The 14,125-nt window shown below is 57.1% G+C and carries 13 protein-coding genes; 2 read left to right on the top strand and 11 right to left on the bottom strand.

Annotated features, from left to right (window positions below; all coding sequences use genetic code 11):
- Positions 1-46 precede the first annotated feature (46 nt).
- The 6 genes from AC1DVH_RS01295 to AC1DVH_RS01270 all read right to left on the bottom strand — a co-directional run bounded on the left by AC1DVH_RS01295 (position 47) and on the right by AC1DVH_RS01270 (position 6,961).
- Positions 47-1,267 (bottom strand): hypothetical protein, encoded by a 1,221-nt coding sequence (locus tag AC1DVH_RS01295; protein WP_477752313.1) that lies wholly within the window; start codon positions 1,265-1,267, stop codon positions 47-49.
- Positions 1,268-1,302: 35 nt separating this feature from the next.
- Positions 1,303-1,797 (bottom strand): CS1 type fimbrial major subunit, encoded by a 495-nt coding sequence (locus AC1DVH_RS01290; protein WP_477752312.1) that lies wholly within the window; start codon positions 1,795-1,797, stop codon positions 1,303-1,305.
- 32 nt (positions 1,798-1,829) lie between these two features.
- The gene (locus tag AC1DVH_RS01285) at positions 1,830-2,573 is read right to left on the bottom strand and encodes a molecular chaperone (RefSeq protein ID WP_477752311.1); all 744 of its coding nucleotides are present in this window, start codon (positions 2,571-2,573) and stop codon (positions 1,830-1,832) included.
- A gap of 44 nt (positions 2,574-2,617) precedes the next feature.
- Positions 2,618-3,889: a hypothetical protein gene (locus tag AC1DVH_RS01280; protein WP_477752310.1), complete on the bottom strand. Its 1,272-nt coding sequence runs from the start codon at positions 3,887-3,889 to the stop codon at positions 2,618-2,620.
- Entirely contained in the window at positions 3,835-6,360 is a 2,526-nt protein-coding gene (locus tag AC1DVH_RS01275; protein WP_477752309.1) for a CS1-pili formation C-terminal domain-containing protein, read from the bottom strand. Before AC1DVH_RS01275 ends, AC1DVH_RS01280 begins: the two co-directional genes overlap by 55 nt.
- A gap of 109 nt (positions 6,361-6,469) precedes the next feature.
- Positions 6,470-6,961, bottom strand: coding sequence for a CS1 type fimbrial major subunit (locus AC1DVH_RS01270; RefSeq protein WP_477752308.1), 492 nt, complete (start codon positions 6,959-6,961; stop codon positions 6,470-6,472).
- 513 nt (positions 6,962-7,474) lie between these two features.
- Between AC1DVH_RS01270 and AC1DVH_RS01265 the strand changes: the two genes are divergently transcribed.
- Positions 7,475-8,050 (top strand): PadR family transcriptional regulator, encoded by a 576-nt coding sequence (locus AC1DVH_RS01265; RefSeq protein WP_477752307.1) that lies wholly within the window; start codon positions 7,475-7,477, stop codon positions 8,048-8,050.
- Positions 8,047-8,829, top strand: a complete 783-nt coding sequence (locus AC1DVH_RS01260; protein ID WP_477752306.1) for a siderophore-interacting protein — start codon at positions 8,047-8,049, stop codon at positions 8,827-8,829. Before AC1DVH_RS01265 ends, AC1DVH_RS01260 begins: the two co-directional genes overlap by 4 nt.
- Positions 8,830-9,426: 597 nt before the next feature.
- On the opposite strand, the gene AC1DVH_RS01255 is transcribed toward AC1DVH_RS01260, so the two are convergent.
- From AC1DVH_RS01255 to AC1DVH_RS01235, 5 genes are all read right to left on the bottom strand, one after another.
- Positions 9,427-10,476, bottom strand: a complete 1,050-nt coding sequence (locus AC1DVH_RS01255; protein ID WP_477752305.1) for a hypothetical protein — start codon at positions 10,474-10,476, stop codon at positions 9,427-9,429.
- A 268-nt stretch (positions 10,477-10,744) separates the two neighbouring features.
- On the bottom strand, positions 10,745-11,221 hold the full coding sequence (locus tag AC1DVH_RS01250; protein ID WP_477752304.1) for a CS1 type fimbrial major subunit: 477 nt from the start codon (positions 11,219-11,221) through the stop codon (positions 10,745-10,747).
- 54 nt (positions 11,222-11,275) lie between these two features.
- Positions 11,276-12,019 carry a molecular chaperone gene (locus tag AC1DVH_RS01245; protein ID WP_477752303.1) on the bottom strand — a complete coding sequence of 248 codons (744 nt, stop codon included), beginning with the start codon at positions 12,017-12,019 and terminating at the stop codon, positions 11,276-11,278.
- Positions 12,020-12,079: 60 nt separating this feature from the next.
- Positions 12,080-13,315: a hypothetical protein gene (locus AC1DVH_RS01240; protein WP_477752302.1), complete on the bottom strand. Its 1,236-nt coding sequence runs from the start codon at positions 13,313-13,315 to the stop codon at positions 12,080-12,082.
- Positions 13,316-13,352: 37 nt separating this feature from the next.
- Positions 13,353-14,125, bottom strand: a 773-nt coding sequence (locus AC1DVH_RS01235; protein WP_477752301.1) for a CS1-pili formation C-terminal domain-containing protein, incomplete at its 5' end; no start/stop codon positions are given.

Genomic DNA, 14,125 nt, shown 5'->3' with positions numbered 1-14,125 from the left:
CTGGCGTGCCTTGTCTTCAGGAGCCTGGCTTTTTTTTTACCGAGCGTTACACATCCGAGTCCCAGAGAACGGTGATGTTGCCGCTGAACGTGTCACTGAATCCGGGACGGAACAAAAAGTCGATGGAGTCCTGGGTCATCTCGAAACGCAGTGAACCCTCTTTTCGATCCACATATAACCCTGGCTGGAAGGGTCCCAGCCAGGCGTTGGGTTGAAGTAAAACTTCCTTGACCGGCCCGTTGTGACCGTCGATCCCGACGGGCAAGCTGAGTTTTGTGTGCACTCTGGCGCGATTGTTCGTCGGACTCCGCAAATCGCATACAAACCCGCCCCCAATGCACTGCAACATGACCCTGAAGCTCGACGAAGCCGAGATGTAAAACAGTTGGTCGGCGTAGATGCGGGTCGGCTTGCGACCGCTCTCGATCCAGGGTTGCCAGCCGCCTTCGGGCTGCAGCGTCACCTTGTTCCCACCCGGTGGCAGATCGACCTTGAGCGTGTGCTGAACATCCAGCACGAAATGGAGGTACAGCGAAGTTTGGTCCGGCACCATTGAGCCCATATCGAAGTCTCCACCCTGCCCGACGGTATACGTCATCGACCCGGTGTAAAGCCCGCTCGACATACCCAAGGGATTGGGCGTGCGCAGCTCATAGGCAAAATCGAAGTACTCGAACGTCATGCCTCCTGGAATGTTGAAAGCGGCCACCTTGGTACACGCCGCTTGCACTGGCGTCTTCCAGAAAAAACGATAGGCCCTGTCGCTGTAGCTTCCTACACCGCTGTACAGACAAGGCGGGGCTGCGTAAACCCAACTGCCGCTGGTCCAGAGCTTTTGGTGACCTTCAAGTATGTCTGTCACCCCCACCAGACTGGCGGCTGAATCACTCAGGGAATATCTTGAACCCATGCCGGTGATGCGTATTTCGACGGTTTCTGTTTCCTGGGTATCGCGATTGGTGACCGGGAAACGCCGCCAATCGGCAGGCGTTTTTACCCCCACACCCGAGATACCGGCCCAGATGGGGCCAGTGGAATTGAAACGAATCGGCACCTGGATACTGGACATCCCGGTGGCGGCGCATTCGGTTGGATGGATCGCGCAATAGCCGCTATTGGGTGTCTTGTTGATGAACACGTTCCTGTTCGGTTGCGCCGGATCAGGCTGGAACAACGCGCGGATCTCCTGATTCGCCGCCTCCGCCGAGGTCACGCACAGCGTCATCAACAACGCCAGTTTGCCGGTGAATTTTTTAAAACTTTCCATTCGTGTCATTCCCGATTGATTCGATGCCACAAGCTTCATTCTCCTGGCGCCCTGGCGTTGAACAGCAGCAAAACGTTGCCGGCGTAATCACCCGCGCGGTATCCCCCGAGCGGTTTTACCGGGTCGATCTCCAGCGCCACTCGCTTGCCCGTTGCGGCTTCTTCCCGGGACACGACCTGACGCAGGACAGAACTCAGTTCAACGCCGTTGAACCTGACCCGCAGTGCAATATTGTCGTCCGGCCTGCCATTCGACAGGTAGGGGACGCTTTCCAGGCGCGCTTCAATCGCGCTGGTGTCGTGGCGCACGTCGAAGTTCTTTCGCAGGCTGCCCAAGGTTGATGTGGGGTAGCTCCAGAGCAGTGGCTGCGCCCGGTGAATCCAGTCCGGTTCGGACGGAATGATGTAAAAAGCCCGACTCGGAACCGTCAGCGATACTTCGAACGTGTGCTCTTCGCGAGCGGCCCAACTGATGGTGCTCGTCAGTCCAGTGATTGCCATCAGTACGACGACGGCGCATTGCTTGCTCATATTCATTACCTATCCCGCCAATGAAACAGCCGTTAGCGGCTCACTACCTTCAAGTCCTGTTTACGTTCGCCTTCGAGCAGCTTGAAACGGTATTCACGGCCCTTTTCCTTGTCGAAGCCGAAAGATTTGCCCGCCAGAACATGGTGTTTGGTGGTGGCTCCACAATCGCTCTCCTTGCTCAACGAACAGTTTTTGAATTCATCGATGACGAGCACCGAGTTGCCGTTGTTGCGCAGTTCATAACGGCTGTCGGTTTCAGTGATGGCTGTCTCGAAACGTGCGTCTTTGGGCCGCACGAAGAAGATCGTGCCGAACCCGGTCATGACATTGACGCCGGCGCTCAGGGTCTTTTTGTAGTCCTCACGCTCTTCGCCGCTGACCACGAATTCGTCCTCCTTTTCCGGTACCACCGGCACGAAACGCACGCGAAAATAACGTTCGCGGTCACGTTCGCCCATGTACAGCAGGCGAGTGCCCTGCATACCCTGTGCCGGCACGATCAGTCGCGCGGGGCTGGCCATCAGGCCATTGCGCGATGCCTTGTCAGCGGAGGTCTCGACCGGAATTTCCCGAGACGTACCGTCAGCCTCATACACGATCTCCAATACGTTGACCTTGACGAACGCGGTGCTGTCACCGCTGTTGAAGACCCGCTTCAGGTAAGTGCTTTTGTCGCCATCCAGATAGTCATAAACAGTGCCGACATTGATTTGCGGCCCAGCGTTCGCCGCCATGCAAAACACACTGAGCATCGACAGCAAAAACAGACGTGTCATGTCTTCAATCCCAAAAAAATTAAACAAAATGGAGGGCCGGACGCTCACACTTCCGAATCCCAGATGATGGTGATATTGCCCTTGAGCGTGCCGCTGAAGCCGGGGCGTATCAGAAAGTCGATCGCGTCCCGCGGCATCTCGAAACGCAGCGAACCTGGCTTGCGATCCAGATAATGACCAGGCTGAAAAGGGCCTATCCAAACGTTATTCATCAGCGAGACATGATTGACCGGGCCATTGCCGGGACCGATGATGCCCGCGGGCAGGCTGAGCCTGGTTTCCACCTGTGTGCTGTTGCCGTTCTCGCCGCGCAGATAACATCGAGTACCGCCCAGCGAATCGCACTGCATCATCACGCTGAAGCGCGAAGACGCCGAGATGAAGAAGGCCTGATCGCGGTAGATCCTCGTCGGCTGGCGACCGCTTTCGATCCAGCGGTTCCAGCCGCCTTCGGGTTCCAGCGCCACCTTGTTTCCACCCGGTGGCAGGTCGACTTTCAGGGTGTGTTGCACATCCAGTACAAAATCCAGGGTCAGGCTGCCGTCATCCGGGGTCATCATCGAACCCATCTGGAAATCTCCACCAGGGCCGAGGGTGTATGACAACGAGCCGGTGTACAGCCCGGACGACATACCCAACGGATTCGGGGTGCGCAGCTCATAGGCGAAATCGACTTTATCGAAGTACATCGATGGAATTTGGTACGCCGCTACTTTGGTGCAGGCCGATTCGACCGGTGCTTTCCAGAAAAATGAATAGCTGGTGGGACTGTAGTAACCGACGCCGCTGTACTGACAGGGCGCTGGCGCATAGACCCAACTGCCGCCGTTCCACAGCTTCTGATGTCCTTCGAGGATGCCTGTTACACCCACAAGATTGGCGGCCGAATCACTCAAGATAAAATTTGAGCCGATGCCAATGATGCGCACCTCGACGATTTCCGTCTCCTGAGTATCCCGATTGGTGACCGACAGTTGTCGCCAGTTGGCCGGTACCTTCAACGCCATGTGGTCGCCAGGCATGATGGGGCGTGTGGAATCGAACCGAACAGGAATCTGGATGCTGAACATCCTGGTGATGGCACATTGGCTCGGATGCGACGCGCAATAGCCACTGTTCGGGGTCTTGTTGATGAACACGTTATTGTTCGGCTGCGACGGGTCGGGCTGGAACAAGGCCCTGATCTCGCGATTCGCCGCCTCCGTCATCGACAGGTTCAGCGCCGCCAGCAAAGCTAACCCGTTCAATATTGCTTTCACGATTAACCCGCCTTCTGCTCGGTGAAGGTGATATCGGCCAAGGTGTCCGGCGTACATCGCAGGTCACCGATCATCAGCACATTGTTTTCGCTGCGATGCCGGTCGGCCTCAAGACGGAACTGGCACAGCAACTGGTTGCCCTGACGCACTTCCAGCGTCGGCGAACCGGCGTTCATTTCCATCGAGAAGAAACCATCGACCTCTGTCACGCCACGACTGGCGTGGTTGATCACGTGGTGCCCCTTGAGCGGCTGCCCTTGCGAATCGACCAGCCGGCCCAGCACGGTCAGGGTTTTCATCACCCGCACCTTGCGGTACTCGACCCCACCCTTGTTCAGGTGATAACGGGTGCGGGCCGGTTCGATGGTGGCCGCCGGCACATGGTTGCCTTCGAAATCGAAACTCACCGAGCTGTTCTGGTACGCGGTGATCGGGATGAAGTTGCGTCCCGGCTTCAGTGCCGCGCTGCCGCCGCTATAGTCGTCGGCGCGCAGGGCAATGTCGTCGATGTCCGACTCCACATCGACAATCAGTCCGGCACCGCGCATCTCATGCTGGCTGGTCAACACCATCTGCTGGCCGCCGAGGACCAGGGTACTGTCCAGGTTGAGGCCGCCGGTAAAATTGCCGTTGAAGGACGAACGCTGAACGAAACCATCACCATTGATCGCGTCGGTACGAAAGTTGGCGAGGCTGGAAACGCCGACGCCGTAGGTATCGGTGAGCGCCGTCACAGAGACGTTTTGCAGCACATGGTCTTTCAGGTCTTTGCGCCAGCCAATGGAGGCGTTGTTGTCGCGACCACCGTCCCGGGCCGTGCGCGAACCGATACTGCCGGTGATCTGCTGCCCAGGTGCGCCGAGTGCCAGGTTGACGCTCAAGTCGACGCCGCGATTGCGGTCATTACCGCTGCTGAAACTGCCTGGCCGATCGAACAACGACAGCCGCCAGTTGCCATCGCTGCCAAACAGGTTGGTGCGCTGGTTCCAGCCCAAATCGAGGCCGACGCCTTCGACGTTGCCCTCGCTGTGGGATACCCGGGCATTGATCGTGCTTTTGCTGCTGAGTCGATGATTGAGTGCCAGCGAGGAGTTGCTGGTCTCACCGACGAACACATTGCGTTGGCGCACCCGGGTGCCATCCGGCAGGGTTTCGTAAAGATTGGTGGTGTCCAGCCAGCTACGGTTGTGGCTGATCACCACGCTGCCGGCGCCATAGTTATAGAGACTTTGCAGGTCCAGACCGGTGCCGTGGTCCTGCGTCTGGTAGACGTTGGCGTACAGGCTGAGCTGATTGGCCAGGGTCCAGTCGACGGAACTGCCGTATTGCAGTTTTTCGCGAACCTGGCGCGCCGACAGCCCCAGGATGACCCGTGGGTGTGCCAGATAATTGATCGAGGCCCCGGCCGTGGTGCTGCCGCTGGATTGCTGATTCCAATTGCTCAACAGTTTGCTTTCTTCCCCGGCGAACAGGTTGTAGCGCCAGCGCTCGTCGAGGTTGCGCCAGTTGTTGGGCTTGTACACCAACTCTTGAGTGCTCGAGGTGATCTGGCCGTCCTCGATCAGGCGCACTTCGACTTCATAGATCCCCCCCGGCAGCGGCCGAGTGTCGAGGGTCTGCAAACCGGCGGGCATCGCCTGGGTATTGATCAACAGACCGTCGCGATAGATTTCCACCGAGCCCTGGCGGTTGGCCGTGACGTAGATCGGATAGACGCTGGGCATCGGACTGTTGATGGCGAGGCTGTCGGAGCTGCCATACATGACGCCGACAGCGGTGTCGGGACTGGTGCCGAACGTGCGCGGCTGGCGGGTCAATCCTTCGGAATTGGGGGTGAAATAACCCAGACGAAAGAAACTGCCTTGCAATTCGCGCTGGGTGTAAAGCTCATGGACTGCGTGATAAAGCTTGTCATCCGGACCGCCAAGACGGGCCAGTTGCATGTTGAATGTCTGGCTCCAGTTGCCCAGGCTGGCGCTGGCTTCAAGACCGAAGCGACCGCCCAGATCCTGTTGCTGGCCACCGTTGAGATTGAGCTGGTTGCGCACCATCAGACCGCTGCTGCCGCCATCGGGCTGTTCGTAATAACGCTTGGCCTCGACGTCGCGCTCAGCGTTTTCGGTGAGGATCGAGACGAGGGAGTTTTCCAGGTTGTAATGCACGGCCAACACTTGATCCGGACACGAACCGGTGCACGTGCCCAGCGGCACGCCTGGCTTGAGATAACTGGCCCACTTTTCCCGCTCGGCGGGGCCGAAGCGGTTTTCGCTGGTGTCGGTAAATTCAAGCAACGTGATGCGATCATCACGAGATAACACCACCATGGCCTCCCCCAGCGGTTGCTGATCGAGTTCCACCCGAACAGCCAGAGGCACATCAAAGAAATGCTCCTCGAAATCTGCCGGCAGGCCTTTGGCCTGGGCCAACAGACTTCGCGGTGTCGTACCGGCGGAAGAAACGGGAGCCGCCGCTGCACTGGCACAAAACAACAGCGCAAGCGCAGCCGCGATGGGTGTCATCGGGAACATGAACTCTTACTCTGGTTACGAACGGGTTGGAGTCCGGCGGACAGGCCGGTCAGGTTGTCCGCCGGTTAACGCCACTTGAGCAGTTAGCGTTTGTTGCCTTGAAGCTCGATCAAGGCGTGCCGACCGGAGCAACGGCGTCGAAGGTCATTGCGACCACACCGGTGTAGTCGCCCGGCTGGAAGGTTGTGCCCTTGGCAGTGATTTTCAGCGGCGCGCGGTAGTTCGCGTCGGACTCGGATTCCCCCACGACCATTTGTGGAGTGAGCGTCAACTCCTTGTTATTGAACTCGACTTTCAAATCAATCGACTGAGCACCGGAGATCAATTTAGGTGCACTTTCCAGGCTGGCGTGAACCGAGCCATTATTGTTGCGCACGTCGAAGAAACCATTAACTTCTCCCATCTTGCCAGTGGCTGGCTGGAAGCTCATGTCCTGATCCTTGTTGACCAGATCAGGGTCGGTTGGCACTACATAGAAGCCATTGGTTGGCACGTGAGCGATGAGATTGATCGAGTGAGCAGCCTCGCCCGCGGCGAGAGCCATGGAGGATTGGAGAGCCAGAACAGCCAGTGGGGCAGCGATTGCAAATTTCTTGAACATCATTCAGTACCTGTTTTCTTTTAAAGGTTCGGTTCATTGAAAGTTCAGACAGCTCATAGCCGTAAAGTCCGGTGGCTGTGTTCTTTCAACGCCGGGGCATGATCGACTTACCGCTCTGGAAAGTAAGCAGGCAACTTCCTATGAGCTCGTAGTTAAACAACCTCATGACCAGAAAGACAAAACCGCAAAAAATAAAAATACAAAACGATGACTGTAAGTTGCGACCTACATACAGTTTTATTGAAAAAACCAGACAGCAGTTCTAGCCAATTAACATGGKGATTTTTACGCCTTTAGAATATAAGTTCAAAAAACTTTAGAGTAATAACTTTAAAATTCTTGAATAGCCGGGTGTCGTAGAAAGAGAGGCAGGCGGTAGGGTTTTTTCGATGGATTCCACACATTCTACTACGCCACCGCTCGTCGGCATGAGGTCGCCTCGTACGGAAAACGTCTTGATCCAGAATTAAGATATATCTTAAGTTGTATCTAAACACGACGAGAGAAGACGAAATGAGAGACCATCATTCCCCCCATCGCGAACACGGTGACGGCCGCGACGGCTTCGAGAAGCGCCCCGGCCGCGAACGCGGTGGCCGCGGCCCACGGGTATTTGCCCCCGGCGATCTGAAACTGCTGCTGCTGGCGCTGATCGCCGAGCAGCCCTGCCACGGCTATGACCTGATCCGCCAGATCGAAGGGATGTTCGATGGCGCCTACAGTCCCAGTCCCGGTGTGATTTACCCGACGCTGACGTTCCTTGAAGAAAGCGAACTGATCCAGGGTGACGCCGTAGGCGGAAAAAAACGCTACACAATCACCGACACCGGACGTCTTTCCTTGCAGGAGCAAGCCGTTGCACTGGACGGCGTGCGGATGCGCATCGATGTGAGCAAACGTTCGCTGCGCGGCCATGATCGCCCGGCCGAAATCCACGAGGCGGTGCACAACCTGCGCCACGCCCTGCAAATGCACCATGGCCGCTGGAGTCCGGAAGAAATCCTGCGTGTACGCGACTTGCTCAACAACACCGCCAAAGCCATCGTCGACGGCCCTGCCGTTCAACCCGTTCAGGAGAACGCCGAATGACTGAAGTGATTACCGCCATTGCCCGTGTCATGCACGAAATCAAACGCCGTCGCCTGGAAGTGTTGCGCGTGGTCGACCTGACCCCGCGCATGCGCCGGATTACCTTGGGCGGGCCTGAACTGGCAGGCTTCGTCAGCCTGGGCACGGACGATCACGTCAAACTGTTGTTCCCGCAGAACGCCGAGCAAGCTGCGGCGCTGGAAACCCTGGTGCTGGGTGCTGGCAAGGACAACGGTCCGCTGCCTGAGATGCGCGACTACACCCCGCGCCGCTATGACCTGAACACCCTAGAGTTGGACATCGACTTCGTGCTGCACGGCGACGGCCCGGCCTCGACCTGGGCCGAGCAGGCAAAACCCGGGCAGTTCCTGCACATCGGCGGGCCACGGGGTTCGATGATCGTGCCAGACATCTTCGACAGCTATTTACTGATCGGCGACGAAACCGCCCTGCCCGCCATCGCCCGGCGCCTGGAAGGCCTGGCGGCCAACCGTCGTGCGTTGGTGATCGTGGAAGTGGAAAACGGCAAGGAGCAGCAAGTGCTGCAGAGTGCGGCCGAGGTCAATGTGATCTGGGTGCTGCGTGAAGGTGGCAAGGACAATCTGCTGACCACCGTGCGCCAGATCCAGGTGCCAGCCGGCAGCCTGTACGCGTGGGTGGCGACCGAGAGCAAAGTGTCGCGGCAGATTCGTCGGGTGTTGCTCGATGAGCACAGCTTGAACGAACAATTCGTCAAAGCCGTCGGCTATTGGCGGCTGGATGACAGCGACGAGGAGTGATGCCTAAAAAGATCGTCCGAAGGYTCGGGCCGCGTTCGGACGATCTTTTGATCTTGCTTTTGCGATCTGGAGATTGCTGAAGATYAAGATCAAAAAGATCGCAGCCTTCGGCAGCTCCTACGGATATTTCGTTATATGTGTTCCCCGGAATTCCGTGAAGTACCTTTTTTTAGGGTATTTGGCTGGCCTGGGTTTCACCAGCCTTGGGTAACTTCGCTGCCGTCTGGCAGGAACCTGGACTCTCGGTTTTGCCAGTCGCTGAGGGATCGTGCCTGGCATTTCCAGCAGACAAAAGCGCAGCGCATTGGTGACCGCTTGAGCCAACCTGAGAAAACTCAAGCGTGCGGCGTCACTTTCATTTCTTCGGCCATCAAGCGCATTTCCTATCGAGTATTCAATCAGTCGGGCATGCCAATAGGAGGGAAGGTCCGGACGTTGCTTGAGAGCGTCTCGAGTTACGGCAGAGAACCAACCCAGTGCAGTCATCAGCACGAACCTGAGGCTCATTGTCGCTCCATTATATTTTTTCCAGGAAACATGATTCCCACCTGACCATACGGAGTTATTGAACGCCCGGCACAAGTCATGGAAAGCGATTCACACTTCCGAATCCCAAACCACCGACACCGTGCCCGACCAGGTATCGCCCTCGCGCTTGAGCATTTCTTCCACACCTTCCCTTTGCACTTCGAAATGCAAGGTGCCAGGTCGTCGGTTGACATAGAAGGAAGGTTGAAACAGCTCGGTCCCCGCGCCGCTGACCTTTAGCGGCAAGCGGTTGACCGCGCCGCCATCGGTGTTCGTCAGGCCGTTGGGCAAACTCACCAGTACCTCCAGCGGCACTTGGTCACCGGCGGCGTTTTGCATGACGCAGGTATCGTCAATCTGGCCCGTGCCACACTCGAGCTGCATCTTGAAGCGTGAACTGGCCGAGAGGTTGAAGGTCTGGTCGCGGAACAACCGCGTGGGTTTGCGGCCCTGATTGAGCCAGGCTTGCCAGCCGCCCTGGGGTTCCAATTGGATACGGTTGCCACCGGGCGGGATTTCGACTTTTAGCGTGTGTTCCACGGTCAGAGTGAAGTTGATTTCCAACAGTGGATCGTTAGGTAGCAGTACATCCCCCATGTCGATGTCCATATTCGGCCCGGCCGTGTAGGCAATCTTGCCGGTATAGATCCCCGATGGCATGCCCAAGGGATCGGGGGTCTCGATCTGGTAGCCAAAGGTCAAAATACCCAGGCCGGCCTCGTTGAATTGGAATCCCGCCGGAATGTCGTATGCCGATTGCAGCGGGCACGCCGCTTCGACAGGCGTCTGCCAGAAAAAAAAGCCACCGGTGGCGCTGGTCTGGTGATTAACCGTAGTGGATAAACAGGGGGCCCTGGCATCCTTGGCCGCGCTACCGCCCCAGAGTGTGCGGTTCATTTCGTACCAGCTGGTGCCTGGGCCAACAATATCGACAAGGGGCACAGGCGTTCTGTACGTGGCACCGAGTGCTGCCATGCGCACCTTCAATGGTCGGGTTTCGCCGGTTGTTTGATGCACAACGTCCAATGTTCGCCAGTTGGCGGGAAGCTTGACCATCGGTCCCTGACGCTCGCTGTGCCCGGCCAGAATCGGCACTTCGGTTTTGAAGTACAGGGGCATGATCAAGCTGGATATGCCAAGGGACTTGCAGTAAGCCGCGCTAGCGGCACAGCTTCCCCGGTTGGGCGTGGTATTTTCAAACCGATTGACCATTGGGTTGCCCGGATCAGGGCGAAATAGCGCCGTGACCTCTACGGAACCTGCGTATAACGGCATGGCATGTGCCAACAACAGACCACAAACACCCCATCGCACTCGCCTGCCCCAAGCATTCAAGCTATTTACAAAGACCATCACTAAAACCCTCTAAAAGAACGACGAGCCTGTTTCAAGGGCTCATCGCCTCGAAAATCATATGCACGGTGCCGTGGTAGTCGCCGGCCTTGAAGYCGTCCGGGCCTTCCAGTGCAGCGATTTCCAGCATCACCCGGCGGCCCGGCCGGGCGTCGTCCACCACCGGTTGGCTGTCCATCGTCAGGGGGATTTTGTTGAAGGCCACGTTCAAGTCGATCTCGTCACGGCCATTGGACAAGTACGCCCGTTCACTCAGGCGCGCCGATATCCCGCCATCGATATTCTTCACATCAAAGTTGGCGCGCAGCGGGCTGAGCGTTGAAGTGACCGGGTTCCAGTTCAAGCGCTGTTCGCGCTCAAGCAGTTGCGGATCGACAGGCAGTACATAAAAGGTCGCCGTCGGAATGGTGACCGACACTTCAAACTGCTCGACGAAGCGTGCGGCCAATGCCACAGGCCCCAACGCCGATGTCATCACCAACACGGTCGTCATGACTAATTTACGAAGCATTTTCTTCACCGTTGCTTGCAGGCCATTGGGTTGAGGTCAAGAGCGCCTTCACTGTTATTTCCCTGCCACGCGCAGGCTCTTGGTCTGTGTGCCCTCAACCAGATTGAAGYGGTACTCACGGCCTGGCTGTTTATCGAACTGGAAAGTCCGACCGGAAAGAATGTGATGTTTGGTAGTGGGTTGGCACTCCTGCTCGCTTTTCACTGAACAGTCCTTGAACTCATCGATCACCACCACCGTGTTGCCGTTGTTGCGGATCTGATAGTTGCCCGTGCCGTTATCGATCACGCTGTCAAAGCGGGTCTCCATGGGTCGCACGAAAAACACTGTGCCGTAGCCAGCCAGTACGTTAACGCCGGCCGACAGGCCTTTTTTATAGTCTTCGCGTTCTTCGGTGGACACCGCGAACTCATCTTCTTTCTCCGGGACTACCGGAACGAAGCGCACGCGGAAGTAACGCTCTTTATCGCGCTCGCCCATGTACAACAACCGCGTACCCTGCATGCCATTGGCCGGCACGATCAACCTGGCCGGACTGGCCATCAAGCCATCACGGGCGCTGGCGTCGGCCTGAGAGGTCAGCGGGATTTCCCGTGCCTTGCCATCGGCGTCATAGACGATCTCGAGGATATTGACCTTGACGAAGGCGGTGCTGTCGCCACCATTGAAGACCCGTTTCAGATAGATGCTTTTATCGCCATCGAGGTAGTCGTACACCACCCCGACATTGATCTGCGGCCCGGCTTGAGCCGCTTGAGAAAGCAGACAAAAACCGAACAATGCCAACAGGCGTTTCATATTCCTTAACCTCATTCATTAAAAGACAGCGGGCACGAGACGCTGCGGCTCAAGTGCCGATTAAATTTGTGAATCCCAAATAACCGTGATGTCGCCTGAATAGCGAAGACTGTCGCGCTGCAACATCTCTTCCACGGCACCTTTGCCCACTTCAAAGTGCAAGGTTCCGGGTTTGCGATCGACATACTGAGCGGGCTCGAATCTTTCGGTCCCCACACCGTCTACCCGTAATCGGCGGCGGCTTACCGATTGCCGTTCAGCGTCGCTCAAACCGCTGGGTAAACTCACCGATACATCCACCGGCACTTGATTGTTTTTATCGTCCTGTAAAGCGCAGGTACTGTTGGCCGTGTAATGCTCACACTCCATGCTCATCTTGAACGGTGCAGAGGTCCAGATATTGAAGGTTTGATCGCGAAACAACCGCGTTGGTCTTCGGCCTTGATTCAGCCATGCTTGCCAACCGCCCTGCGGCACCAAGACGACTTCATTGCCGCCCGGTGGAATTTCTATATTGAATACGTGATCGACCGTCAGGGTGAAGTCGAGTTGAATAGCGCCGTCCGTGGGCTGCATGATATTCCCCATGTCGAAGTCCGCCCCCGGGCCAACGGTATAAAGTGTCGTTGCCGTATAGACGCCCGGTGCCATTTTCAACGGGTTGGGGGTCCGCAGTTGGTACGCGAAGTCGAAATTCTTATAGGAAAACTCCGGGATGTCATAGGCCGCCTGCTTTGAGCACACGCCTTCAACTGGAGTGGTCCAGAAGAAGGTAGAACTCCAGTCATCAAAGTCGCTCCCTGGCCCGTAGCCGCAGGGTCTCGGGGCGTTCTCCCAGCTATTTTCCCGCCAAAGCGCATAGTGAGCGGGATAAGCGGGGAGTTCTCTACCAATCAGCTGCTGAACCCTCTCACTCAGCCGGTATTGCCCGCCGATGCCGGCGATTCGTACCTGCACCACGCCTGACTCCATACCGTGTGTGTCAAAGACGGGAACATCTTTCCAACCTGCGGGTACATTAAACATCGCGCCTTGACGGGGATCGGTATGCCTGGCAGGAATCGCGCGATCAGCATGCAGTTCGATCAGGGTACCGATGCTGAAGATCTGCCATCGCTTGCAATCGACTTCAAACTTCTCGCAAAACCCACTATTCGGTGTCGTATTCTTGAATTCATTACTATTAGGTTTCGACGGGTCCGGTTTGAACTCAGCACTCAGTCGTACAACTTCAGCACCAACCGGCGCGACAAAGAGCCCCAACCCCAAACACAGTAGCGTCAATCGGATCAACATTTTTTGAACATCCCGTACTTGTCCATTTTATAAAGGCTCAACCCGCTGCCTCGGCCTTATAAGTTGCATCCGCCAAGGTATCCGGCGTACAGCGCAAATCCCCGATCATCAACACATCGTTCTCATTGCGCGCACTGTTCGGGTCTAGCCGGAACTGGCACAACAACTGATTGCCATAACGCACTTCCAGGGTCGGCGAACCGGCCTTCATTTCCATGGAGAAGAACCCGTCCACTTCACTGACCCCGCGGCTGGCGTGGTTGATGATGTGGTGGCCCTTGAGCGGTTTGCCCTGGGGGTCGACCAGACGGCCGAGCACGGTCAGGGTTTTGCTGATGGTGATTTTGCGGTAGTCCACGCCACCCTTGTTCAGGTGATAGCTGGTGCGGGCCGGCTGGATACTGGCCGCTGGCGGGTGGTTGCCTTCAAAGTCGAAGCTCACCGAACTGCTCTTGTAGGCAGTGATCGGGATGAAGTTGCGCCCCGGCCGCAAGCTGGCGCTGCCGCCGCTCAAGTCGTCGGCGCGCAGGGCAATTTCATCGAGGTCGGACTCGACGTCGATGATCATCCCGGCACCGCTGCCTTGATGCTGGCTGGTCATGACGACGTGCTGGCCGCCCACGGCAACGGTGCTGTCCAGGTTCAATCCGCCGGTGTAGTTGCCGTTGAACGACGATCGCTGGACGAAGGCATCGCCGTTGATGGCTTCGGTCTGGAAGTTCGCCTGACTGGAAAGGCCGATGCCGTAAGTGTCGGTAATCGCGGTGGCCGACACGCTTTGCAGCACATGGTCCTGCAGGTCTTTTCGGT

It is taken from the genome of Pseudomonas sp. P4_C3, from assembly GCF_056402075.1.
This window is presented reverse-complemented; position numbering and strand designations above follow the sequence as displayed.